Here is a 21,475-nt window from a genome sequence, read left to right as displayed (position 1 = left end):
GATTGGCTCAAACCCCGGTGCCTGCACGGATGCCGATCGCCAGCTTGTCGATCAGCTCCCCGACCTGTTCGGGCGTGATGATATAGGGCGGCGCCAGAAGCACGTGATCGCCGCTGCGGCCGTCGATGGTTCCCGACATCGGATAACAGATCAGGCCTGCGTCAAACGTCGCAGCCTTGATTTTGGCTGAGATGCGATCACCCGACGCGAAAGGCTGCTTGGTCTCACGATCCTGCACCAGCTCGACACCGACGAACAGCCCGCGGCCACGGATGTCGCCGACATGGGGGTGCTGACCGAAACGGGCCTGCAATCCGGCCCTGAGCAACCGGCCCATTTCCTCGACCTTCGGCAGCAGGTTCCTGTTTTCAATCGCCCCAACCACTGCTAGCCCTGCAGCACATGCCGCCGGATGACCCATATAGGTGTGGCCATGCTGGAAAAAACCGCTGCCGTTCTCGATCGCCTGATAGATCTCTCCCGAACACAGCATCGCGCCAAGCGGCTGGTATCCGCCGCCAAGTCCCTTGGCGATGGCGATGATGTCCGGCTTGACGTCATCCTGCTCTGACGCGAATAGCGTTCCGGTGCGCCCCATGCCGCACATGACTTCATCCAGGATCAGCAGAATGCCGTAACGGTCGCAGATTTCCCGGATCCGCTTGAAATACCCGGGCGCCGGCGGCACCGCGCCCGAGGTCGCGCCCACCACCGGCTCGGCCATGAACGCCATCACGGTTTCCGGCCCGACCCGCAGAATTTCCGCCTCGAGCGCGTCGGCCGCACGCAAGCCATAGGCTTCCGGCGTTTCATCGACATGCCGCAAGCGGTAGTCGTAACAGGGATCGATATGGCTCACATCCAGAAGCAGCGGACCGAATTGCGCCCGGCGCCATTCATTGCCGCCGGCCGACAAGGCGCCGATGGTGTTGCCGTGATAGCTCTGCTTGCGCGCGATCAGCCGCGAGCGGCCGGGCTCGCCCTTCTCCACGAAATATTGCCGCGCGAGCTTGATCGCAGCTTCCGTCGCCTCGGACCCGCCGGAGACGAGATAGACCCGCTCGATGCCTTCGGGTGCCTTGGAGATCAACAGGTCAGCCAGAGCCTCTGCCGGTTCGGAGGTAAAAAAGCCGGTATGGGCGAAAGCGATCTTGTCGAGCTGCGCCTTGACGGCGGCGATGACATCCGCGTCACCGTGGCCCAGGCAGGACACGGCAGCACCGCCTGATCCATCGAGATATTGCTTGCCGCTCTGGTCAAACAGGTAGCAGCCCTGCCCCGAGGCCACGACGGGTGGGTGAATTTTCGTATGGCGGGAAAAGACATGGCTCATGTCACGCGGGCTCCTTGGACCGGTATATGGATCATCCGCTGATCCTCGACGAAATTATGGATATCGAATGGCCAGGCGCCCAAAAGCCGGTCATGCACCAGCTTTCAAGTGGGGCCAATCAAGTGAGGCTGCTCGCATGGACCGTTTCCAGATCAAGGTCCGCGCGATAGCGGACCAGGCCCCGACCTTGCTATTTCCTGACAACCAGAACCGAAACGGGTGAACGCCGCACCACCCGGTCGGCTTGCGACCCCACGAGGAATTCACGGACCCGGTCCGGAGAATGGCTGGCCATGACCACGAGATCGGCCTTGACCGTCACGATGGCCTTCAAGACCTCCTCATGCACAACGCCATGCGCCAGATGGACATGGCTCTCGATCGAAGGGTCGATGTTGTCTTTGGCAATCTTGCTGAGCTGTGAGCTGGCGTCCTCGAGTGCGTGGGTTTCGAAGCCGGGCGGCAGATACCCGGCAACCAGCGGCGACCGGACTTTCGGCACCACCGACAACACGTGCAGCACCCCGCCACTGGCCTTTGCCAGTGCCGCGGCTTCAGGCAGCGCCATTTCCCATGATGGTTTGTGTGTCAGGTCGATGGTGACAAGGATGGTCTTGTACATGGCGTTTCTCCTCGTTCGGGTTATGCAGCTGCGGTTGAAACAACGCCCGGCGACCGGCGCCGCTGCATCATCACCACCATGGCCAGGAGCAACAGGGCCGGAATGAACATCCAGTACTTGCTCGGCACGTCGACAGGCTTGAGAACACGCAACACCTGCTGGTCCCAGTCGAGGCCGGCAGACGAAGCAGCTGACCCGAACGCCACATCATCGATCATCATCTTGTCGCCGTCCTGGCGGAAGCTAAGCCCCGCGGCGGAGAGTTTTTCTTCGCCCGTGGCACCTTCTCCGATCGGCAGCAGAGCAACGAACTCGATCGGATCGCCAAGATCATTGACGCCGGCAACCCGGACCCTGAGCGAGTCCCCACTTGCTGTGTCTGCGGCAGCTTCGGTGATCTCAGCCGGATCCGTTTCCAGGTATGGAGGGAAGATCATGTCCATGAAGAATCCGGGCCTGAACAGGGTGAAGGCCACCAGCAGCAGAAGCGCGGATTCATACATGCGGTTGCGGACCAGGAACCATCCTTGCGTCGCCGCGGCGAACAACAGCATCGCCACCGTGGCTATACAGAAGACGAATATGCCCTGCAGCCAGGTGACATTGATCAGCAGCAACTCGGTGTTGAAGATGAACAGGAACGGCAAGGCAGCGGTGCGAAGGCTGTAGAAGAACGCAATCACACCGGTCTTGATCGGATCGCCGCCCGACACCGCCGCAGCGGCAAAACTCGCCAGGCCGACCGGAGGGGTCACGTCAGCCATGATGCCGAAATAGAACACGAACAGATGCACCGCGATCAACGGAACCAAGAGACCGTTCTGCTGCCCGAGCGTGACGATCACCGGCGCCAGCAATGCCGAGACCACGATGTAGTTCGCCGTTGTCGGCAGGCCCATCCCCAGGATCAGCGACAGGATCGCGGTGAGGAAAAGGATCGCCATGATATTGCCGCCCGAGAGAACCTCGACGACGTCTGCAAGCGAGGACCCGACACCGGTCTGGCTGACCGTTCCGACAATGATGCCCGCCGTCGCGGTGGCAATGCCGATGCCGATCATGTTGCGGGCGCCGACCACCAGACCGTCGATCAGGTCTTTCCAGCCCTGGCGCACGGCGGTTCCGATTTGGCTGTTGCCACGGAAAAACGCCATCAGCGGCCGTTGGGTCAGCAGAATGAAAATCATGTAGGAGGTTGCCCAGAATGCGGACAGACCGGGAGACAGGCGATCCACCATCAGTGCCCAGACCAGCACGACGACAGGAAGAATGTAATGCAGGCCCGAGCGTACCGTCGGTCCGGGCAGTGGCAGCTTGGTCACCGCCGCATTCGGGTCATCCAGCTCAAGCGGCTCTTCCCTGGAGGCAACACGCACCAGGGCGACATAGGCCGCTGAAATCAGCACGAAGACGATATAGGGGGCCATGACCGGGAATGCCGGGCGCAGCCAGCCCATGCCGTAATAGACGGCAAACGAGACCGCACAGATGGCCGCGATGGTAAAGGCAATGCCGATCAGCCGCTGCACGATGGGCTTGGGTGTATAGGCGCGAGGCAACCCCTCCATGCCCGCCTTCATGGCTTCAAGATGCACGATGTAGACCAGCGCGATGTAGGAAATCACGGCGGGAAGAAATGCATGCTTGACCACGTCGAAGTAGGGAATCCCGACATACTCGACCATCAGGAAGGCGGCAGCCCCCATCACCGGCGGCATGATCTGCCCGTTGACGGATGAGGCAACCTCGACCGCGCCCGCCTTCTCGGCCGAAAACCCGACCTTCTTCATCAGCGGGATCGTGAATGTGCCCGTGGTCACCACGTTGGCGATCGACGAGCCTGAAATCAGTCCGGTCATCGCCGAGGACACGACGGCAGCCTTTGCCGGTCCGCCGCGCATGTGGCCCATCAGGCTGAAGGCCACCTGGATGAAATAGTTGCCGGCGCCGGCGCGGTCGAGCAACGAGCCGAACAGCACGAACAGGAACACGAACGAGGTCGAAACGCCCAGCGCGATGCCGAAGACACCTTCCGTGGTGATCCACTGGTGGTTGACGATTTCCGACAGGTTGTTGCCCTTGTGGGCAATGATGTCGGGCATGTAGGGCCCTAGCACCGTATAGGCCAGGAACACCGAGGCCACGATCATCAGCGCCGCGCCCAGTGATCGGCGGGTTGCTTCCAGCAGCAGCAGGATGCCTATCACCGCGACCACGAAATCCTGGGTGATCGGGGCGCCCACGCGGCTTGAGATGTCACGATAGAAGAAGAAGAGGTAAAGTGCGGCCATGGCGCCGATAACGGCCATCGCCCATTCCCAGGGCGGAATCCGGTCCCGGTAGGAACCGAGATACACCGCGCCGGAGATCGCCAGCGCCACCAGCGGGATCCACCACACCGCTGTGCCATCTTTCGACGACATCATGAACAGGGCTGCAAGGATCAGCGGCACCGCCATTCCGAGCCCGAGTTGAAACTTGGTCCGGTCTGCCGGAAACGCTGCAAAGGCGAGAAAAATGGCAAAGGCCAGATGAATCGAGCGGGCTTCGGTGTCATTGAAGACGCCAAATCCGATCACGAACGGGATGGGAGATGCAAACCAGAGCTGAAACAGCGACCAGAACAGGGCAACCAGCATAATGAACTTGCCGACGGCGCCGGTTGTCCCTCGAACACCGGTATCAGACGATGCGACGAGCGCATCGAGTTCCGATTGAGACAATTCGTTCTTTGCTGCATCCCCAGCGGTCTGCGTGTTGTTTTTGTCCGTCATGAAGTCCCCCTCGCCGCCCGGTTCCGGGTCGGTCACCTGTCCAGATCTGAACATTGAGCTTTCAGCAAGGGCGCAGGATTGCGCCTGCGTCCTTGCGAATTCAGGTGGCTAGCCCAGTTGGGCCAGCAGGGCCGATTACATCCAGCCGCGTTCCTTGTAGTACTTTACAGCACCGGGATGCAGCGGAGCGGACAGGCCGCCGGAGATCATGTCCTCTTCCTTGAGGTTGGCGAACGCCGGGTGCAGGCCCTTGAAGCGGTCAAAGTTGTCAAACACGGCCTTGACCACCTGGTAGACCACATCATCATCAACATCTGCGGAGGTGACAAAGGTGGCCTTCACGCCGAAAGTTTCGACATCGTCCGGAGTGCCGGGATACATCCCGCCCGGAATTGTCGCCTTGGCATAGAAGGCGTTGTCGGCGACCAGCTTGTCGATGGCTTCACCGGTGACCGGCACCAGCTTGGCTTCGACGGTCGATGTTGCTTCCTGAATCGAGCCGTTCGGATGGCCGACCGTGTAGATGATCGCATCCACCTTGTTGTCGCCAAGTGCAGCGGCCTGCTCTGCCGGCTTCAGTTCTGACGCCAGCGAGAAATCGTCCATGGTCCAGCCCTTGGCTCCCAGCACGACTTCCATGGTTGCAAGCTGCCCGGACCCCGGGTTGCCAACATTGACCCGCTTGCCCTTGAGATCGTCGAAACTGGAAATCCCGGCATCGGCGCGGGCAATCACAGTGAACGGCTCGCCGTGAACCGAAAACACTGCCCGGAGCTTTTCGACCTTGTTGCCTTCGAACTTCGAAGTGCCGTTATAGGCATGATACTGCCAGTCGGACTGGGCCACGCCCATGTCCATGTCGCCGGCAGCAATCGCATTGATATTGGCGATCGAGCCGCCGGTCGACGGGGCTGTGCACTTGAGATTGTGGTCGGCAGTGCCGCGATTGACCAGGCGGCAAATCGACTGTCCAACCACGTAATAGACACCGGTCTGGCCGCCGGTACCAATGGTGATGAACTTGTCTTCGGCTGCCGAAGGCGAAACAGCCAACGCCATCGCTCCCGCGACTATAAGATTCCTGACATGCTTCATGTTTCTTCTCCTTTGTAAACTTGATGCAGTTGCCGCCCTTCAGCCTTCAGCGGCAAGGGCAGTATTAATCCTTTATGCTTCCAGAGCCACCTCTAATATACCGGGTTCCCGATGGAGAGGCGCCATATCGATGGCCAGCGCCGGAAAAATCCGGATTTTGTTGCCGAAATATCCACAGGAAAGCGGCGTCATGTGGCCTCGGGAACGAGATCGTCCATACTGGCAAGCGCGTTGAATAAAACACCACAATTTGGAATGATGGTCAAAAGTGCACCAGTGCTTGGGGATTGCCCGCCAGATGACAAAAACAATCAAAATCCAGACCCCGCAGGCAGCATTGCCGGCCCTCATGGTTGCACCGAACGGCGCGCGGCTGAAAAAGGCTGACCATCCGGCCATCCCGCAAACCATTCCCGAAATTGTCTCAACGGCCCTGGCCTGTGCCGAGGCCGGCGCGGACGGGATCCATGCGCATGTGCGCGACGAGAACGGCGACCACACGCTCGATGCCGGTCTTTACAAGGAGCTGCTGGCCGAGCTTGCCCAGGTGGTTCCAGGGATACAGCATCAGATCACCACCGAAGCCGTTGGCCGCTACACGCCTGACGAACAGATCCGCCTTGTCAGATCCGTCCATCCCCGTTCGGTTTCGGTCTCGCTGGCGGAAATGACCGCGCAGGGATGGACCAGCCAGGTCGAAGGTTTCTACAAGTGGTGCAATGAGAGTGAGGTGGCAGTCCAGCATATTCTCTATTCCCCGGATGACCTCGGCAACCTGATAAAGCTGTCCAATCAGGGAAGCATTCCGGACACGCGCCTCAGGATGCTGTTCGTCCTTGGCCGCTACGGGCAGGGAGTGCCGAGCCAACCGGATGCCATCGCAGGCTTTCTGCAAATGTTGCCGCAACTGAAGGCGAAACCCGACTGGGCAGTCTGTGCCTTCGGGCAGAGTGAAACCGCTTGTCTCAGGGCCGCCGGACAGATGGGCGGAAAAGTCCGCATCGGCTTTGAAAACAACACCATCAATGAAGACGGCGCCATTGCCCGCGACAATGCCGAACGCATTGCGCAGTTCATCTCAAGCCGCGACCGCTCCTAGCCCTTATCGAGTCCCGTGAACTCTCACCCGGCCAGACGCCAAGCCAGACGCCAGGCCGGATCCCGCGTTTACGCAGGCCCCGGCTCTGCGGCTGGTGCGCTTTCAACCGCCAGGCGCCTCGATGCCATGCCGGGTTCCGCGCCCCACACCGCGATCCAGCGGTAAAACACCGGCGTCAGGAAGAGGGTGAACACGGTGGCAAAGCCTAGTCCGCCGATGATCACCCAGCCGACCGCGATTCGCGCCTCGGCGCCTGCGCCCGATGTCAGGATCAGCGGCAGCCCGCCCAGCACGGTCGACAGCATCGTCATCATCACCGGCCGGATGCGCAGCCGCAACGCATCACGGATGGCGCTGTCGATATCCTGCCCCGCCTCGCGCAACTGGTTTGCGAATTCGACGATCAGGATGCCGTTCTTGGCCATCACACCGATCAGCATGACCAGCCCGATCTGGCTGTAGTAGTTCAGCGACCCGCCGCTGAGCGAAATTGCCATCAGCGCAGCCGCAAGCCCGAAGGGCACCGTCAGCATGATGACAACTGCGCTGGCAAGGCTCTCGAACTGTGCGGCCAGCACGAGGAAGACAACCACGAAGGCCACGCCGAACACCATGTACATGCCTGCCTGACTGTCCGACAGCGACGCCGCCTCGCCGGTAAAGGTAACCCCCATACCGTCTGGCAACGTCTCCGCGGCAATCTCGCTCAGCCGTGTCATGGCATCGCCGAGATCGACACCCTGGCCAAGATTGGCCTGGACCGACACCGCCAGCGATCCGCCCTGGCGCTCGATTTGCGACTGGCTGACCACCGGCTCAAGCGTCGCGGCTGCGGACAGCGGGATATAGGCGCCGTCAGGCAGGCGCAGGAAGATGGATTCGAGATCGGTCGGATCGTTGATCGGAGGGCCACCCGGCACCACGTTGACGTCGATTTCTGTATCGTCCTTAAACACGGTGACAGCCACTTTACCCTGCACCATCGAGCTTATGGTTTGGGTGATTTCGGCTTCGGTCAGACCGAACATGCCCGCCACGTCTCCGTTCACCCGCACCTCGTACTGGGCCTGAACATTGTCGCTGGACAGTTGCGGATTGAGGAACATGCCGTCCTGGGCCATTGCCGCGACCAGCACATCGGCCGCATCGGTCATGGCCGTGACATCGGTGCCGGTGACCGCGAATTGCAATCCCCGTCCCGCACCGCGGATGTTGAGACTGTTGGTCGAGCGCGCACTGACCTGGACACCGGGCACTTTCGACAACTCACCGCTGACCTCGGTGATGATTTCCTGCTGGCTCCGGTCGCGCTCATTCCAGTCCTGCAGCCGCACGATGATGAAGGCGCTGGTGCCACCACCAACGCCGATGATGCTCTGCACCGCGGTCACCTCACCGCTTTCACGGTAAGGGGTGAGAATGTCCTCGACCATGGCCACCTGGCCATCGAGATATTCGGGCGTGGTGTCGGGCGCGCCACGCGCCTGCACCAGGAAAAAGCCGCGATCCTCGTTGGGCGTGATGGAAGAAGACAGGGTAGCCGCCGAGCCCGCAGCAATGATGGCAAAGCCGCATGCAACGGCAATCACGATCAGCGGCGCGCGAATGGCCCGGTCCATCACGACGTCGAAAGCGCGGGACAGCCGGCCCGGCCCGGCTTTGGGTTTTTCAGCCCCCGCCCGGCCGGGATCGAGAAACGCCGCCATCACCGGCGCCAGCGTCAAGGCCGAAATCGATGACAGGGTAACGGCAAAGGCCAGAACGAAACCGAATTCACTGAACACGCCTCCTGCCTGACCGGGCAGGAACGAGATCGGAATGAAGACGGCGGCCAGCGTCGCTGTCGTCGAAATCACGGCAAAGAACACCTCGTTGGTTCCTGCGGCAGCGGCGGCGAAGGCCCCCATGCCCTGCTGGCGTTTTCGCACGATGTTCTCGATGACGACAATCGTGTCATCGACGACCATGCCCGTGGCCAGGACCAGCGCCAGCAGGCTGATGGTGTTGACCGAAAACCCGGTGAGCCAGATTGCCGCAACGGTGCCCACCAGGGCGACGGGAATTGTCACCGCGGGGATCAGCGTTGCACTGGCAGAGCGCAGGAAGGCGAAAATCACCGCAACCACGATCACGGCCGCCAGACCGATGGATTTGACCACCTCATTGATCGATCCTTCGATGAACACGCCGTCATCGGAGGTGATGAGGATGTCCACGCCGTCGGGCAATTCTGTGCGCAACTCTTCGACGGCAGCGCTCACCGCCTTGGAAATTTCCAGTGTGTTGCCGACCGATTGACGGCTGATATCCAGCCCGATGGCGGACTGGCCGTTGACGCGGGCAAACACATCGCTGTCCTCGGGAAGCAGCTGGACAAAGGCAATGTCGGAGACACGGGTGGTGGCATTGATCGGCACCTGGCCAACGCTGTCGGCAGTCACTTCGGCATTGCCGACACGCAAGGCGATGGTTTGCGATGTTGCCTCGAGCGAGCCCAGCGGGGTGTCGTCACGCAATGCCAGCAGCGCGGTCGAGACATCGGAAACCGTCAGCCCGCGATTGAGCAGCGAGGGTATATCGAGCGTAACGCGGAATTCATTGGCCCGGTTGCCGCGAACCGATACCTCGGCAATGCCGTCGATAACCGAGAGCCGGTCATAGATCACCCCCTCGGCCAGGGTGGTCAGTTCGTCGAATGTGGCATCGCCCAGCACGGCGAGACGGATGATCGCATCGGCATTGCTGTCACTCTTCGAGACCACCGGGTCGTCGATATCATCGGGCAGTGCCCGCTGCGTTGCAGACACGATCTCGCGCGCCTCGTTTGCGGCGATATCAACGTCGGTCCCTTCCGAGAGATCGATGGTGATCCGGCTTTCACCTGTGGTAGAGCGCGATTCGATATAGGACACGCCATCAAGCGCACTCAGCGCGTCTTCCAGAACCTGCGTCACCTCCTGGTCGACGGTGCCGGGAACGGCACCTTCATAGGTGGTGCGGATCGAAAGCACCGGCTGATCGACATCCGGCATCTCGCGCACATCCACCGAGGCCAGCGCCGCCAGGCCCGCGATCAGGATCAGCAGATTGATGACAACGCCGAAAATCGGGCGGGCAACGAAGAGATCAGCCAGACCTGACTTGCGGCCTTGCGGCTTTTGCGCGCTCATATCGGCTTCTCCGTCGAGATGGACTGTTGCGGTTCGGCCTGACCAAGCTTCAGCTCAGCGCGCGCAGGCACGGCATCTTGCCCGCCAACCACCGGATCTCCTTCAGCGGCGTTCGCCGCCACGATGGGAGACCCGGCCCGCAGTTTCTGCGCGCCCTCGCTTACAACCATCGCACCCGGGGCAATGTCGGCTTCAATCCAAACCTGGTCGTCGCGGCGATACAGGATCGCCGCAGAAACCTGTTCGGCCACTCCGTTGTTATCAATCCAGACGCTCGATCCGCTGCGCGACCAGGTGATCGCGGTTGACGGCAGAACCGCCAATGGGTCGCTCTCGTGGACAATGCGCACGGCAAAACTCATGCCCGGCCACAGCCGCCCATCGGAATTGTCGATCAGGGCATGGACAGTCACGCTGCGGGTGACGCTGTCGATGCGGCTGTCGAAGGAGACGATCTCTCCTTCGAACACCTGCCCGGTATAGGTCGGGGTGCTTGTCAGGACGGTCTGGCCCTTTTCCAGCAGACCGACCGAGCGTTCGGGCAATTCGAACACCACCAGCAAAGCCTCGGCATCGTCGATGGTCACAATGGCACTGCCGGCGGACAAGGTGTCACCGATCTCCACATCGCTCAAACCCAGCTTGCCTGAAATCGGGGCCTTGATGGTCCGGTCATCCAATGCCACTCGGGCAAGGCCCACTTTCGCCTCGGCCAGCCGCTGGGCGACACGCGCCTCGGCCAGGGCAACATCGGTTATCGACGAATTTCCGGATGCGAGCAGCCGTTCGTAGCGCAACACCTTGTCACGGGCCTGTTCAAGTTCGGCCTGGGCGATTTCGAGATTGTACATTTCGGTGCGGGCATCGAGCTGCACCAGCACGTCGCCAGCCGACACTTCCTTGTTGGCGGAAAGGTTGGTCTCGATCACGTCGCCCGAAACATTGGAAATCACGCTGGCACTGCGCACTGCGTCGGCACTGCCGATCGCGCGCAGGATGTCTTCATAGGGCTGCATTTGCAGCGGGGTCAGAACCACCGTTGTCGCCCTCGCACCACGCGGCCCGCCAGCACGCCCTGCCGGCGACGGTCCCTTGGCGGCCCTGCCTTCCCGCTGTCCGCCTTCGGTCTGGATGTCCGATGAGACCCCGAGAGATGCGGGAACGCCGAATGCAATGAAATATGCTCCGGCAACTATCGCCGCCGAGACAACCAATGTGACAAGCCTGCGCATCTGGGAAACCTTCTGAATGTTGATCGTCATTCTGGATTGAGTGTCGCCGCTGCCCTTGCGGGCAGAACTCAGGCCGATCGCAGGGCCATGCGGCGCAGCGTCATGTCGCGGTCGATGAAATGGTGTTTGAGTGCACCGCCGACGTGGAGAACCAGCAGGCCTGCAAGTCCCCAGGCCGCGAATTGATGGGTCATGCCTGCGGCATTGGCCAGCCAGTCGATCTTGCCCTGCGCCGGAATGATCAATCCGAAAACATCAACCTCCCGGCCGCGATAGATGGTCATCAGGAGACCGGAAAGCGGCATCGCCAGAACGGTAGCGAGCAGGCCCCAATGGGTTAGCCGTGACGCCACCGCCTGCCAGCGCGGCATCACCGCCGCATCTGCGGCAAACCCCTGCACCACACGCCAGCCAACACGCCAGATGCCGTAAGCGAGAACCAGAACCCCGATAGCCTTGTGCCACCCCATGATCACGAACACGGTCTCACGCTCAAACGGCCCGTAGGCCATGACCAGACCGGAAACCAGCATTCCGATCATCGCCGCCGCAACGATCCAGTGATTGAGCCGCGAGACCAGGCCATAGCTACTGGAGCTGTCGTTGAGAGGTGCCGTATCTGTCTGCCGTTGCATCTGAAATTTCCACAGTGAGCCGGGCGCGATCTGGGTCGCGCTTCGTTGCAGTCCATATCGTTCTGAAAACAGGTGTGGCGAGGGCTTGAATGCCCTCGCCATGTCAGCGTCAGCCGCGGCGGTCGCCGTGACGGGACCCATCGCGGTCATGCCCCTTACGGTCATGGCCCCGCCGGTCGTCGCGGTCCAGCTTGCCGTCGTCATTGCGGTCCATACGCTCGACAACATTGCCAAACTTGGCGTCCATTTCTGCGTGCGTCACCATGCCGTCGCCGTCTTCATCAAGACGCTGGAAGGCATCGACCATCTTGTTGCGGACCATCTGGAGATAGATCGTCTCGAATTCATCGAGCGAGATATTGCCGTCGCCCGACGCATCGGCTTCAGACACCACGGCAGACCTGTAGGTATCGATTTCGGCCTGCGTCACGGCGCCATCGCCATTTGCGTCAACCTTTTCGAGGATCTGGCGCATCATCCCGCGACCGCCGCGCTTGCCGTGGCCGTCACCATGGCCGCGGAAATCAACATTCATGACCTTGGGTGCCTGCACCTCTTTGTCCATCGCGGTTTGCGCGCTGGCGACCGTGTAACCGGACACAACGGCCATGATTGCCACAAGGCCGACGGGGAGGAGTTTGGAGTTGTTCATGTCGTATCCTTTCGAGATTTCCATGAGGCGTGCATCGCCCTGGTGAAACAGACTTAGGGGCTATTGCGCCGGAAAGTGTGTCAGCGCCACTGCCGCTTTGTCGTCATTTGTCGCAAGGCATCCGGCTGATACATCTTGCGACAAATCAACCGCGAAACCGCCCGTTCGCCGGTTGATTGTCCCGGGGCAAAGAATGCTACTAAGGGAAATGTGGACGCCAAGAGCGGCCAAGGAGAGACCTCATGACAGACCCGATCGCACCGCAAATCCTGATCGTCGACGATGCCCGCGACATTCGCGAGCCGCTTGGCCAGTATCTGCGCAAGCAGGGGTTCCGGACACGGCTTGCCGCACATGCCGCCGAAGCGCGCGAAATCCTCGCGGAAGCCTCCATCCATCTGGTCGTGCTGGACATCATGATGCCCGGTGAGGACGGGTTGAGCCTGTGCCGGTGGCTGGTTGCGCACAACGGCCCGCCCGTATTGTTGCTGACCGCCATGGCGGATGAAACCGACCGCATCGTCGGTCTCGAACTGGGCGCCGACGATTACCTGGTCAAACCCTTCAATCCGCGCGAACTGCTGGCGCGGGCTCGGGCAATCCTGCGGCGCGCGCCACCGGAAGCGGCGGCGCCTCCGAGCATGCGTCGCAAGTTCGCCGGTTGGACACACGATCCGGACGTCATGAAACTCACCCATGAAGATGGCCGGAGCGTCGATCTGACCACCGCCGAAAACCGGCTTCTTGCCATTTTCCTCGATCAGCCGCGCACGGTGCTGACCCGCGCCACGCTGCTTGACCTGACAGCCGGGCGCGAGGCGAAGGCCTATGACCGCGCCATCGACAACCAGATCAGCCGGTTGCGCCGCAAGGTCGAAGACGATCCGAAAAACCCGCAGCTTCTGGTGACCGAATGGGGCGGTGGGTACCGGTTGGTTGCAGACGTGAGCGAGGCAGGCTGATGAACCGTCTCAAGCACCTGGTGCCCGATTCTCTCGCCGCCCGACTCGTCTTCCTGCTGGCGATCGCCATTATTGCCGCCAACATCATCGCGCTCGCCGTGCTCGCGTTCCAGCAGCAGAGTTTCGATCAGCAGGCCCGCGAGGAACGCGAAATCGAACGGATCGCAGCACTCATCCCTGCAATGGAAGCAGTCAACGTCCAGCTTCGGCGGGTGATTGCGCGGGATGCATCGACACGCTTCGCCCGCGTCCGGGTGGAAGACGCCCCGTTGCTGACCGAAACCGCGACGGGCACACGGTCCAGGTACATTGCCTCCCAGCTCGCCGAAACGCTGGGCCGGCAGGATGTCAGCGTGGCAATCATCGACCGGCCGCTTCCGCCCGGTGCGGATCGCAACGGCGCCACCCATGCAGATCAGGTGATTGCCATCACCATTCCGCTGAGCGCACGAAACGGGCAGCCCGAATGGCTCAATGTCGTCACCAACGGTGCCCCGTCCCGCGCCGGCCGTGTCGACAGCAGGCCGTTTCTGACCGTGCTGTCCCTGTCGTTGCTGTCCGTGCTTGGCGTGGCGATCATTCTTGCCCGGCACCTGACCAGACCGCTCAGCCAGCTGTCCGAGGCAGCCCAGGCTGCAGGGCGTGGCGACCACACCGTTCGGGTTCCAGAAACCGGAGCCCGGGAAATGCGCCAGGCGGCGCGGGCCTTCAATGCCATGCAGGCCGAGATCTCCCAGTTCGACGCCGAACGCATGCGAATGCTCGCCGCCGTCGGCCACGATCTGCGCACCCCCATGACCAGCCTGCGCATCCGGGCTGAAATGGTCGATGACGACGAACTGCGCGAAGCCATGGTGCGCACCCTCGACGAGATGACCGTCATGGCCGATGGCCTCATCAGCTATGCCCGGGAAGGCCAGGACGCGGAAAAAATGGAACCGCTCGATCTCGGCAAACTGCTGAGGCAGCTGTGTCAGGACCGGGGGGCAACGTGCGATGTTGCCAGCGGCGTCGAGGTGACCGGCCGCCGCGTCGGCCTTGGCCGTGCCATTGGCAACCTTGTCGACAACGCCTTGCGGTATGGCGAAGTGGCCAAGGTGACACTCACGCAGGACAGGCACAATGCCATCGTCACCATCGAGGACAACGGCCCGGGCATCCCTCCCGACCGTCACAAGGCCATGTTCCAGCCCTTCACCCGCGGCGACGACAGCCGCAGCCTCGAAACCGGCGGCGCCGGCCTCGGCCTCTCCATCGCACGAACGATCATTGTCGCGCATGGCGGCAGCATTGATCTTGCGAACCGCGAACAAGGCGGACTGCGGGCAACGGTAAAACTGCCGCTGACCCGGCAAGCCTGACAGACAAGACAGCCACTGCCGGCAGCATTCCAGCGCGCAGCCGATATCCGTGGATTCCGTTTTGCGGCTCTTGCATATTGAAACATGAATCAGTATTCATGTTGTATGTCGACCAACGCTTACCCCAGAACCAAAAGAGGCGTCGCCCGGCGCGAGCAGATCCTGCGCGCGGCCGAGGCCATGATTGGCGAGCAGGGATTTTCCGCGGCTTCAATTGCCGACATTACCCGCCATGCAAAAACGGCTTTGGGCACGTTCTATATCTACTTCTCCAGCAAGGAAGACGTCTTCCGGGAACTGGTTTTGGAAATGGGGCAACTGACCCGCGCCGTCGTCACCCAGGCCGTGGCGGATGCACCCAGCCGCCTGGAAGCCGAGCGGGATGGATTGAAGGCGTTCTTGCGCTTTGTTGCAGAACGGCCGTCGCTCTACCGGATTGTCGAGGAAGCCCGCTTCATCGATGCCGATGCCTACAAGGCCTACTTCACCAGCTTCGCCAAGGCCTACGCGATCCAGCTTTCCGAGGCGGTTGCAGCCGGCGAATTGCGGCCCGGTGACTCCGAGGTCCGCGCCTGGGCGCTGATGGGCATCGCCAAGACCCTGGGCGAACGCTATGTCCTGTGGAGCGATACATCCGATATCGATCATGTGGTCGACGAAGCTTTTTCGATGATCCGGAACGGTCTCGCGCCATGACCACGCGGGTGGCCACCGAAACCTTTCCCATGCCTGATGGCTCGCTGGGAGCGCGGCTGACCATGACTGCCGGCCGCGCCAATTCGCTCGAACCGGGACTGCTGGGCGACCTCGCTTCGGCGCTCGACGAGGCCGAAGCGCAGGATACCAGTGCCATTCTCATTTGCGGCGGCCGGAATTTCTCCAGCGGCGGTGATGTGCGTGCCTTTCATCGCGCATCGCTTGACGGCGAAGCCGTAGCCTATGCCGATGCGGTTGTTCCGCGTCTGCAGGCAATTGTCGCGCGTCTGATTGCCATGCCGCGGCTGGTGGTGGTGGCTGCGCGCGGGGCTGTCACCGGGGGATCTGCCGGGCTCCTGTTTGCTGCCGACCTCGCGGTGCTGGCGCCCGATGCATTTGTGCAACCCTATTACGCGAAGGTCGGCTTTGCCCCCGATGGCGGCTGGACTGCGCTGCTGCCCGAACGCATCGGTGCCGGGCGCGCACTGGAATGGCTGCAGTCCGACCGGCGGCTTGACGCTTCCGCACTCTGCGAAGCAGGGCTGGCGACGGCGGTTTCAGACACTCCCGAGATGACGGCGGCCCGGTTGGCCGCAGAGGGCGAAATCGGCACACGGCTGGCGACCAAGGCGCTTGTCTGGGACGAGGCTCGCCGTGCCCGGATCAATGCCCGGCTGGAGGCTGAAACCGCGGCTTTTCTGGAGCGGATTGTCCAGCCCGACACGGCTCTGGGCATGTCACGATTCATAGAACGCATTGGAAGCTGAGCCGATGTTTGACCTAATCCCCGACATGGCCGCGAAACGGGCCGAAATTTCCCCCGATGCCACTGCCTTCATCGATGCCGGGAGCGGCAGGGAGTGGCTTTTCTCTGAAATCAACACAGCGGCCAATGCGGTCGCCGCCGGGTTGGGGCAAGCCGGGTTGCAGCGCGGTGACCGGCTGGCGATCCTGTGCCTCAATCGGGTCGAGTTCTTTATCACGCTGTTTGCATGCCAGAAGACCGGCATCATCCTGTGCCCGCTCAACTGGCGGCAGCCAGCGCCGGAACTGGTTGAAACGCTTGAGCCGGTGGGCGCAAGGGCCCTGATCCATGATGCAGCGCAGGCCGGTCTCGCCGCCGAAGTGGCGCAAGCTTGCGGGATACCGAGATTTGGCCTCGAGACCGATATCGCTGCGTGGATCGAGACGGAAGCAACCGTGCCGGCTGCCGAAATCGCCCCGGACCAGCCATGGTATCTGCTGTTCACATCGGGAACGACAGGCCGGCCAAAAGCCGTGATCCAGACCGCGCAGATGGCCTGGGCCAACGCGGTCAACATTTCCCAAGCCACGCGGATGACCGCCGATGACCGGTCGGTCAATTTCCTGCCGCTGTTTCACACCGCGGGCATCAATCTCTATACCCTGCCGCTGTTTCTCATGGGCGGCTGCTCGACGGTCCTGCCGAAATTTGAACCGGGGCAGATTTTCGACCTGCTCAAGCACGGCAAGTTGACCCAGTTCTTCGGCGTTCCGGCAATCTATCAGGCCTTCAGCCTGTTGCCCGATGTCGGCGAGATCGATTGGGGTGCGGTCCGCTGCGGCTGCGGCGGCGCGCCGCTGCCCGAACCGCTGATCCGGCTTTTCGCCCGTCTCGGAGCCAAGGTTCTCAACGGATTCGGCATGACCGAAACCGGACCGACGGTGTTTCTGATGGATCCGGAAAATGCCGAGAGGAAGATCGGCTCCGTCGGACGGGCACAGATGCTGACCGACATACGGCTTGACGGAGTTGCCGCGGGAAAAACCGGTGCCGGCGAGATCCAGCTCAGGGGACCCAACATCACGCCCGGATACTACCAGAACGAAAAGGCCACGCGCGAAGCCTTCACCGACGATGGCTGGCTGCGGACCGGCGATGTCGGGCGGCGCGATGAGGATGGCTACATCTTCATCGTTGACCGGATCAAGGACATGTACATTTCCGGCGGCGAGAACGTCTATCCGGCCGAAGTCGAGCGCGTGCTCAACGAACATGCCGATGTGCTGGAAGCCGCGGTGATCAGCATGCCTGACGAAAAATGGGGTGAGGTCGGCGCGGCCTTCATCATTGCCCGCCCGGGAGCGAGCCTCGACCCGGTCGAACTCAGGAGCTGGAGCCGGGAACGGCTGGCTGCCTACAAGGTGCCGGTCAGGATCACGCTGGTTGAGGATTTTCCACGCACCGCGGCCGGAAAGGTCCGCAAACCGGAGCTAAGGACCTTGCTGCCATGAAGATCGAGCTTTCAACCGTTTGGACACCAAGCCAGGCCGAATTCGATCTGTTCGCGCAGATTTCCGGCGATGACAATCCGATCCATGTCGATCCGGAATTCTCTGCCCGGACAGCCTTCGGGCGCACGGTCAGCCACGGCATGCTGATCTACACCAGGCTGTGGGGATTGCTGACCGCCGCATATCCGGATGTCTCGCAAAAGGCCCAGTCGATGATGTTTCCCAATCCCTGCTACACCGGAGAACCGGTCGATCTGACGATCAACGGCGAGTGTCCGGGGACCCTGTCAGTGCGCGCGGTCAGATCCGCCGATGGGGCGGAGCTTCTGGTCGGCGAAACGGAGGTCGCGTGATGCAGGTCGGACAATCAGCCACCGTCAGCCGCAGCTACAGCCGCGCCGATCTGGAGGGCTTCGCCGAACTCGCCAATTCGGCGGTTCCAACAACCATTCCCGAACCGCTGATCGCGGCGCTGTTTTCCTATCTGCTTGGTGTGAAATTGCCCGGCCCGGGAACGAACTACCTCAAGCAGGAGCTCAGGTTCCTGGCGCCGGCTGCAGTTGAGACCGAGCTGACCGCAAGGGTCGAGATTACAAGGCTGCGCCCTGACAAGCACCTGGTCGATCTGTGGGCCACCTGCACCGACGCCAACGGCGTGCTGGTCTGCGAGGGCCGCTCGCTGGTCAAGGCAAAGGACGTGGCGGCGTAAACCGGCGCTTGCGCGCCTCTGCAATCCTGACGCGTGTTTCTAGAGGCTGCCCGCGAATTCGATGAGTTCTTTGGCGAAAGCTTCAGGCTCTTCTAGATGCGCTGAATGGCCCGAATTTTCGAACATGTGCATGCTCCCGTGCGGGGCCGTGTTCGCCAGCCACCTGGCAGCGGACCCCGGATAGACCCGGCTGCGCGCGCCGCAGGTTGCCAGAAGCGGGAACGGCAGCGTCCCGATCAACTCTCTCTTGTCCATGCCGACCAGCGCTTCCCACATGGCGACCATTTTCGCCGGGTCGTTGGTCAGGATCTGGGTGAGGGCATCCTGCCGGCTGTAGATTGCCGCACCGGTGCGCTGGCCAAACATGGTTGTCGCGATCGCTTCAGCCATGCCGCGCCAGTCCGCTTTCATCCGCCCGGTGGTGGTGGCGAGATCGCTCTCGCCCTGATCGATCAGACCGTGCGGCCAATCCGCGGTGCAGCCAAGCTTCGGGCTCATGTCCACCGTCATCAGGCCAGCGATCCGGTCAGCGCCGAATTGCTCGACGAATTGCCACGCGACCGCCGCGCCCATCGACCATCCGACCAGAACAGCCTCAGTGAGATTGTGCGCTTCCAGCAGATCGGCCAGCGTGTGCGCCGCCGCCTCAAGCGAGGGCTCGACCATTGCCCGGTCGCCATGCCCGGGCAGGTCAGGCGCATGGCAGTCAAACCCTTCCGGCAATCTGGCGATAAGATCGTCGAAGATCGATCCGCGCATGGTCCAGCCATGCAACAGCACCACCGGCCGTTGCCGGTGCATGGTCCGATCCGCCATCAGTCTTCTGCCCTTAGCCGTCCGACAATCCCCGTGGGAAAGAAATAGACACTGAGGATGAAGAGCACGCCGAGCCACAACAGCCAGCGGTCGGGATCAAGCAATTGCGGAATCAGCGGCAGCCCCTCGGTTGCGCTTGCTGCAACGCCCATCAGGTTTTGCAGATAGTTCTGCGCCAGCACGAAAATGGTGGCTCCGATCACCGCGCCATACATCGTGCCCATGCCGCCAATCACCACCATCAGCAGAATATCCAGCATGATCTCGAAGGACAGCGTCGTGGCCGGACCGACATAGCGCAGCCAGATCGCAAACAGGCTTCCGGCAAGAGCCGCGACTGCAGCCGAGAGGCAGGTCGCCAGTGTGCGGTAGAGGACGACTCGGTAACCGATCGCTTCGGCGCGGAAATCATTTTCGCGGATTGCCTTCAGCACTTGCCCGAACGGGGAGTTGACGATCCTGAGCAACAGCAGGAACAGCACAAGCGAGGCGAAAAACACCAAGTAGTAATTCAGGATCTTGCCGGTGATGCTGATGCCGAACAGCTTGCCCAGCCTGAATGCCGGGGTGAGTTCGCGCGGAATTGAATAGTTGAGCCCGTCCTCGCCACCGGTCAGGCCGGAAAGCTGGCTGACGAGCACGGCCACGGCCGAGGCAACCGCAAGGGTGATCATGGCAAAGAATATGGCCCGCACCCTCAGTGAAAACAGCCCGATCAACAACGCCAGCACGGCAGCGGCGACTGCGCCGGAGATGGTGCCGACGATCAGCGCATCGTAACCGCGGCCCATATGGGTGGAGGCCAGCGCAACGCCATAGGCGCCAAGCCCGAAGAACATTGTGTGGGCGAAGCTGACAATGCCGGAGTACCCGAGCAGAAGATCATAGCTCGCCACCAGCACGATGAAGATGCAGATCCGGGCCGCCGTTTCGAGCGACCTGACGCCCGGAAACAGAAACGGGGCCAGGGCCAGTGCCGCCAGAATGGCAAGCAGCAGGGCGGTCAGGACCAGGGAACGGGGACGGTCGCCGGAGATTAGGTTCGTCAGCATCTTACTTCGCCTTCACAACGGGCATCATGCCCTGCGGCCGCCACATCAGAATGGCCGTCATCAGGGCAATGTTCGAAATCAGCGCCAGCTTGGGTTCGAGAAACGCCACGTAGTTTTGCAACAGCCCGACCATCAGCGCGCCGATGAATGCGCCCTCCACCGAGCCGAGGCCGCCGATGATGACGACGATGAACACCAGGATCATCATCTCTTCGCCCATGCCGGCAGTGATGACCTCCTGGTAGAGGCCCCACATCACGCCCCCCAGGCCGGCGAGCGCCGAGCCGGCGACAAACACGCCGATGAACACGAGCCGCAGACGGTAGCCCAGCGCCTGCACCATTTCGCCGTTCTGCACGCCCGCGCGGACGATCAGCCCGATCTTGGTGCGCTTGAGCACCAGCCGCATCGTCACGAACAGCACCAGTCCGAACACCACGGCGAGCAACCGGTATTTCTCGATTGCAGCGCCCGCGAAGGTGACGGCGCCCTTCAGCATTTCCGGACGGGTGAGATAGATCTCGTCAGGGCCCCAGATCACCTGGATCATCTGTTCGATGACGATAAGACCGCCGACGGTAACCAGGATCTGCTTGAGATGCGCGCCGTAGACCGGCCGCACGATCACCCGCTCAAAGCCCCAGCCCAGTGCACCGGTGACGCACATGGCGGCGATCACCGCGGCCAGCACGGCAGCCACGTTGAGCACCAGCGACGGCACGCCCGTCCAGCTCTCAAGCGCCAGCAGGGCGGAGATGCCGACATAGGCGCCCACCGAGATGAACGCGCCATGACCGAAATTGATCACATCCATCAGCCCGAAGACCAGCGTCAGGCCCGAGGCCATGATGAAGATCATCATCCCCATCGCCAGGCCGGAAACCGTCAGCGTTAGCCAGCTCGATGTCGAGCCGATCAACACGAAGCCAAGAACCACCAGCACCGGCACGAGCAGCAACGGCATCGCCTTTCCGATTCTGTCGGTCAGCGACAGGCTGGCATATTTCGGTG

At 61.8% G+C, this 21,475-nt stretch carries 19 protein-coding genes; 8 read left to right on the top strand and 11 right to left on the bottom strand.

The window, feature by feature from the left end; genetic code table 11:
• Positions 1 to 7 precede the first annotated feature (7 nt).
• The 4 genes from WNY80_RS06860 to WNY80_RS06845 form a co-directional block, all read right to left on the bottom strand.
• The gene (locus tag WNY80_RS06860; protein ID WP_342886604.1) at positions 8 to 1,333 is read right to left on the bottom strand and encodes an aspartate aminotransferase family protein; all 1,326 of its coding nucleotides are present in this window, start codon (positions 1,331 to 1,333) and stop codon (positions 8 to 10) included.
• A gap of 190 nt (positions 1,334 to 1,523) precedes the next feature.
• The gene (locus WNY80_RS06855; RefSeq protein WP_342886603.1) at positions 1,524 to 1,955 is read right to left on the bottom strand and encodes a universal stress protein; all 432 of its coding nucleotides are present in this window, start codon (positions 1,953 to 1,955) and stop codon (positions 1,524 to 1,526) included.
• A gap of 20 nt (positions 1,956 to 1,975) precedes the next feature.
• Entirely contained in the window at positions 1,976 to 4,729 is a 2,754-nt protein-coding gene (locus WNY80_RS06850) for a TRAP transporter permease (RefSeq protein WP_342886602.1), read from the bottom strand.
• 135 nt (positions 4,730 to 4,864) lie between these two features.
• Positions 4,865 to 5,824: a TAXI family TRAP transporter solute-binding subunit gene (locus WNY80_RS06845; protein WP_342886601.1), complete on the bottom strand. Its 960-nt coding sequence runs from the start codon at positions 5,822 to 5,824 to the stop codon at positions 4,865 to 4,867.
• Positions 5,825 to 6,122: 298 nt separating this feature from the next.
• On the opposite strand from WNY80_RS06845, the gene WNY80_RS06840 reads away from it, so the two are divergent.
• A complete protein-coding gene (locus tag WNY80_RS06840; RefSeq protein ID WP_342886600.1) occupies positions 6,123 to 6,923 on the top strand; it encodes a 3-keto-5-aminohexanoate cleavage protein in 801 nt (266 codons plus the stop codon).
• 68 nt (positions 6,924 to 6,991) lie between these two features.
• On the opposite strand, the gene WNY80_RS06835 is transcribed toward WNY80_RS06840, so the two are convergent.
• From WNY80_RS06835 to WNY80_RS06820, 4 genes are all read right to left on the bottom strand, one after another.
• Positions 6,992 to 10,093, bottom strand: a complete 3,102-nt coding sequence (locus WNY80_RS06835; RefSeq protein ID WP_342886599.1) for an efflux RND transporter permease subunit — start codon at positions 10,091 to 10,093, stop codon at positions 6,992 to 6,994.
• Positions 10,090 to 11,355, bottom strand: coding sequence for an efflux RND transporter periplasmic adaptor subunit (locus WNY80_RS06830; RefSeq protein ID WP_342886598.1), 1,266 nt, complete (start codon positions 11,353 to 11,355; stop codon positions 10,090 to 10,092). Before WNY80_RS06830 ends, WNY80_RS06835 begins: the two co-directional genes overlap by 4 nt.
• Positions 11,356 to 11,393: 38 nt before the next feature.
• Complete coding sequence (locus WNY80_RS06825) at positions 11,394 to 11,960, bottom strand: cytochrome b (RefSeq protein ID WP_342886597.1); 567 nt, start codon at positions 11,958 to 11,960, stop codon at positions 11,394 to 11,396.
• Between the two features lie 109 nt (positions 11,961 to 12,069).
• Positions 12,070 to 12,612 carry a hypothetical protein gene (locus tag WNY80_RS06820; RefSeq protein WP_342886596.1) on the bottom strand — a complete coding sequence of 181 codons (543 nt, stop codon included), beginning with the start codon at positions 12,610 to 12,612 and terminating at the stop codon, positions 12,070 to 12,072.
• Positions 12,613 to 12,854: 242 nt separating this feature from the next.
• Here WNY80_RS06820 and WNY80_RS06815 point away from each other — a divergent pair, with 242 nt between their 5' ends.
• The 7 genes from WNY80_RS06815 (at position 12,855) to WNY80_RS06785 (ending at position 18,596) form a co-directional block, all read left to right on the top strand.
• On the top strand, positions 12,855 to 13,574 hold the full coding sequence (locus WNY80_RS06815) for a response regulator transcription factor (protein WP_342886595.1): 720 nt from the start codon (positions 12,855 to 12,857) through the stop codon (positions 13,572 to 13,574).
• Positions 13,574 to 14,935 (top strand): ATP-binding protein, encoded by a 1,362-nt coding sequence (locus WNY80_RS06810; protein WP_342886594.1) that lies wholly within the window; start codon positions 13,574 to 13,576, stop codon positions 14,933 to 14,935. Before WNY80_RS06815 ends, WNY80_RS06810 begins: the two co-directional genes overlap by 1 nt.
• 105 nt (positions 14,936 to 15,040) lie before the next feature.
• The gene (locus WNY80_RS06805; protein ID WP_342886593.1) at positions 15,041 to 15,631 is read left to right on the top strand and encodes a TetR/AcrR family transcriptional regulator; all 591 of its coding nucleotides are present in this window, start codon (positions 15,041 to 15,043) and stop codon (positions 15,629 to 15,631) included.
• The gene (locus WNY80_RS06800; RefSeq protein ID WP_342886592.1) at positions 15,628 to 16,398 is read left to right on the top strand and encodes an enoyl-CoA hydratase/isomerase family protein; all 771 of its coding nucleotides are present in this window, start codon (positions 15,628 to 15,630) and stop codon (positions 16,396 to 16,398) included. The genes WNY80_RS06805 and WNY80_RS06800 overlap by 4 nt, the downstream gene beginning before the upstream one ends.
• Before the next feature lie 4 nt (positions 16,399 to 16,402).
• The gene (locus WNY80_RS06795) at positions 16,403 to 17,887 is read left to right on the top strand and encodes an AMP-binding protein (RefSeq protein WP_342886591.1); all 1,485 of its coding nucleotides are present in this window, start codon (positions 16,403 to 16,405) and stop codon (positions 17,885 to 17,887) included.
• Complete coding sequence (locus WNY80_RS06790) at positions 17,884 to 18,240, top strand: MaoC/PaaZ C-terminal domain-containing protein (protein ID WP_342886590.1); 357 nt, start codon at positions 17,884 to 17,886, stop codon at positions 18,238 to 18,240. The genes WNY80_RS06795 and WNY80_RS06790 overlap by 4 nt, the downstream gene beginning before the upstream one ends.
• Positions 18,240 to 18,596 (top strand): phosphate acetyltransferase, encoded by a 357-nt coding sequence (locus tag WNY80_RS06785; RefSeq protein WP_342886589.1) that lies wholly within the window; start codon positions 18,240 to 18,242, stop codon positions 18,594 to 18,596. The genes WNY80_RS06790 and WNY80_RS06785 overlap by 1 nt, the downstream gene beginning before the upstream one ends.
• A 39-nt stretch (positions 18,597 to 18,635) precedes the next feature.
• On the opposite strand, the gene WNY80_RS06780 is transcribed toward WNY80_RS06785, so the two are convergent.
• The 3 genes from WNY80_RS06780 to WNY80_RS06770 are packed head-to-tail and all read right to left on the bottom strand — an operon-like array spanning position 18,636 to position 21,428.
• A complete protein-coding gene (locus tag WNY80_RS06780; RefSeq protein ID WP_342886588.1) occupies positions 18,636 to 19,412 on the bottom strand; it encodes an alpha/beta fold hydrolase in 777 nt (258 codons plus the stop codon).
• Positions 19,412 to 20,464: a branched-chain amino acid ABC transporter permease gene (locus WNY80_RS06775; RefSeq protein WP_342886587.1), complete on the bottom strand. Its 1,053-nt coding sequence runs from the start codon at positions 20,462 to 20,464 to the stop codon at positions 19,412 to 19,414. Before WNY80_RS06775 ends, WNY80_RS06780 begins: the two co-directional genes overlap by 1 nt.
• A gap of 1 nt (position 20,465) precedes the next feature.
• Positions 20,466 to 21,428 carry a branched-chain amino acid ABC transporter permease gene (locus WNY80_RS06770; RefSeq protein WP_342886937.1) on the bottom strand — a complete coding sequence of 321 codons (963 nt, stop codon included), beginning with the start codon at positions 21,426 to 21,428 and terminating at the stop codon, positions 20,466 to 20,468.
• Positions 21,429 to 21,475 lie beyond the last annotated feature (47 nt).

Source organism: Hoeflea sp. AS16 (genome assembly GCF_038900095.1).
Taxonomy (GTDB): domain Bacteria; phylum Pseudomonadota; class Alphaproteobacteria; order Rhizobiales; family Rhizobiaceae; genus Hoeflea.
The sequence above is the reverse complement of the archived record's forward strand: the minus strand, read 5'-3'. Positions and strand labels throughout refer to the sequence as shown.

Excerpts from the sequence above, each read along its gene's own strand:
- WNY80_RS06860 (WP_342886604.1), bottom strand. The coding sequence starts at position 1,333 with ATGAGCCATGTCTTTTCCCGCCATACGAAAATTCACCCACCCGTCGTG.
- WNY80_RS06855 (WP_342886603.1), bottom strand. The coding sequence starts at position 1,955 with ATGTACAAGACCATCCTTGTCACCATCGACCTGACACACAAACCATCA.
- WNY80_RS06850 (WP_342886602.1), bottom strand. The coding sequence starts at position 4,729 with ATGACGGACAAAAACAACACGCAGACCGCTGGGGATGCAGCAAAGAAC.
- WNY80_RS06845 (WP_342886601.1), bottom strand. The coding sequence starts at position 5,824 with ATGAAGCATGTCAGGAATCTTATAGTCGCGGGAGCGATGGCGTTGGCT.
- WNY80_RS06840 (WP_342886600.1), top strand. The coding sequence starts at position 6,123 with ATGACAAAAACAATCAAAATCCAGACCCCGCAGGCAGCATTGCCGGCC.
- WNY80_RS06835 (WP_342886599.1), bottom strand. The coding sequence starts at position 10,093 with ATGAGCGCGCAAAAGCCGCAAGGCCGCAAGTCAGGTCTGGCTGATCTC.
- WNY80_RS06830 (WP_342886598.1), bottom strand. The coding sequence starts at position 11,355 with ATGACGATCAACATTCAGAAGGTTTCCCAGATGCGCAGGCTTGTCACA.
- WNY80_RS06825 (WP_342886597.1), bottom strand. The coding sequence starts at position 11,960 with ATGCAACGGCAGACAGATACGGCACCTCTCAACGACAGCTCCAGTAGC.
- WNY80_RS06820 (WP_342886596.1), bottom strand. The coding sequence starts at position 12,612 with ATGAACAACTCCAAACTCCTCCCCGTCGGCCTTGTGGCAATCATGGCC.
- WNY80_RS06815 (WP_342886595.1), top strand. The coding sequence starts at position 12,855 with ATGACAGACCCGATCGCACCGCAAATCCTGATCGTCGACGATGCCCGC.
- WNY80_RS06810 (WP_342886594.1), top strand. The coding sequence starts at position 13,574 with ATGAACCGTCTCAAGCACCTGGTGCCCGATTCTCTCGCCGCCCGACTC.
- WNY80_RS06805 (WP_342886593.1), top strand. The coding sequence starts at position 15,041 with ATGTCGACCAACGCTTACCCCAGAACCAAAAGAGGCGTCGCCCGGCGC.
- WNY80_RS06800 (WP_342886592.1), top strand. The coding sequence starts at position 15,628 with ATGACCACGCGGGTGGCCACCGAAACCTTTCCCATGCCTGATGGCTCG.
- WNY80_RS06795 (WP_342886591.1), top strand. The coding sequence starts at position 16,403 with ATGTTTGACCTAATCCCCGACATGGCCGCGAAACGGGCCGAAATTTCC.
- WNY80_RS06790 (WP_342886590.1), top strand. The coding sequence starts at position 17,884 with ATGAAGATCGAGCTTTCAACCGTTTGGACACCAAGCCAGGCCGAATTC.
- WNY80_RS06785 (WP_342886589.1), top strand. The coding sequence starts at position 18,240 with ATGCAGGTCGGACAATCAGCCACCGTCAGCCGCAGCTACAGCCGCGCC.
- WNY80_RS06780 (WP_342886588.1), bottom strand. The coding sequence starts at position 19,412 with ATGGCGGATCGGACCATGCACCGGCAACGGCCGGTGGTGCTGTTGCAT.
- WNY80_RS06775 (WP_342886587.1), bottom strand. The coding sequence starts at position 20,464 with ATGCTGACGAACCTAATCTCCGGCGACCGTCCCCGTTCCCTGGTCCTG.
- WNY80_RS06770 (WP_342886937.1), bottom strand. The coding sequence starts at position 21,428 with ATGCCGTTGCTGCTCGTGCCGGTGCTGGTGGTTCTTGGCTTCGTGTTG.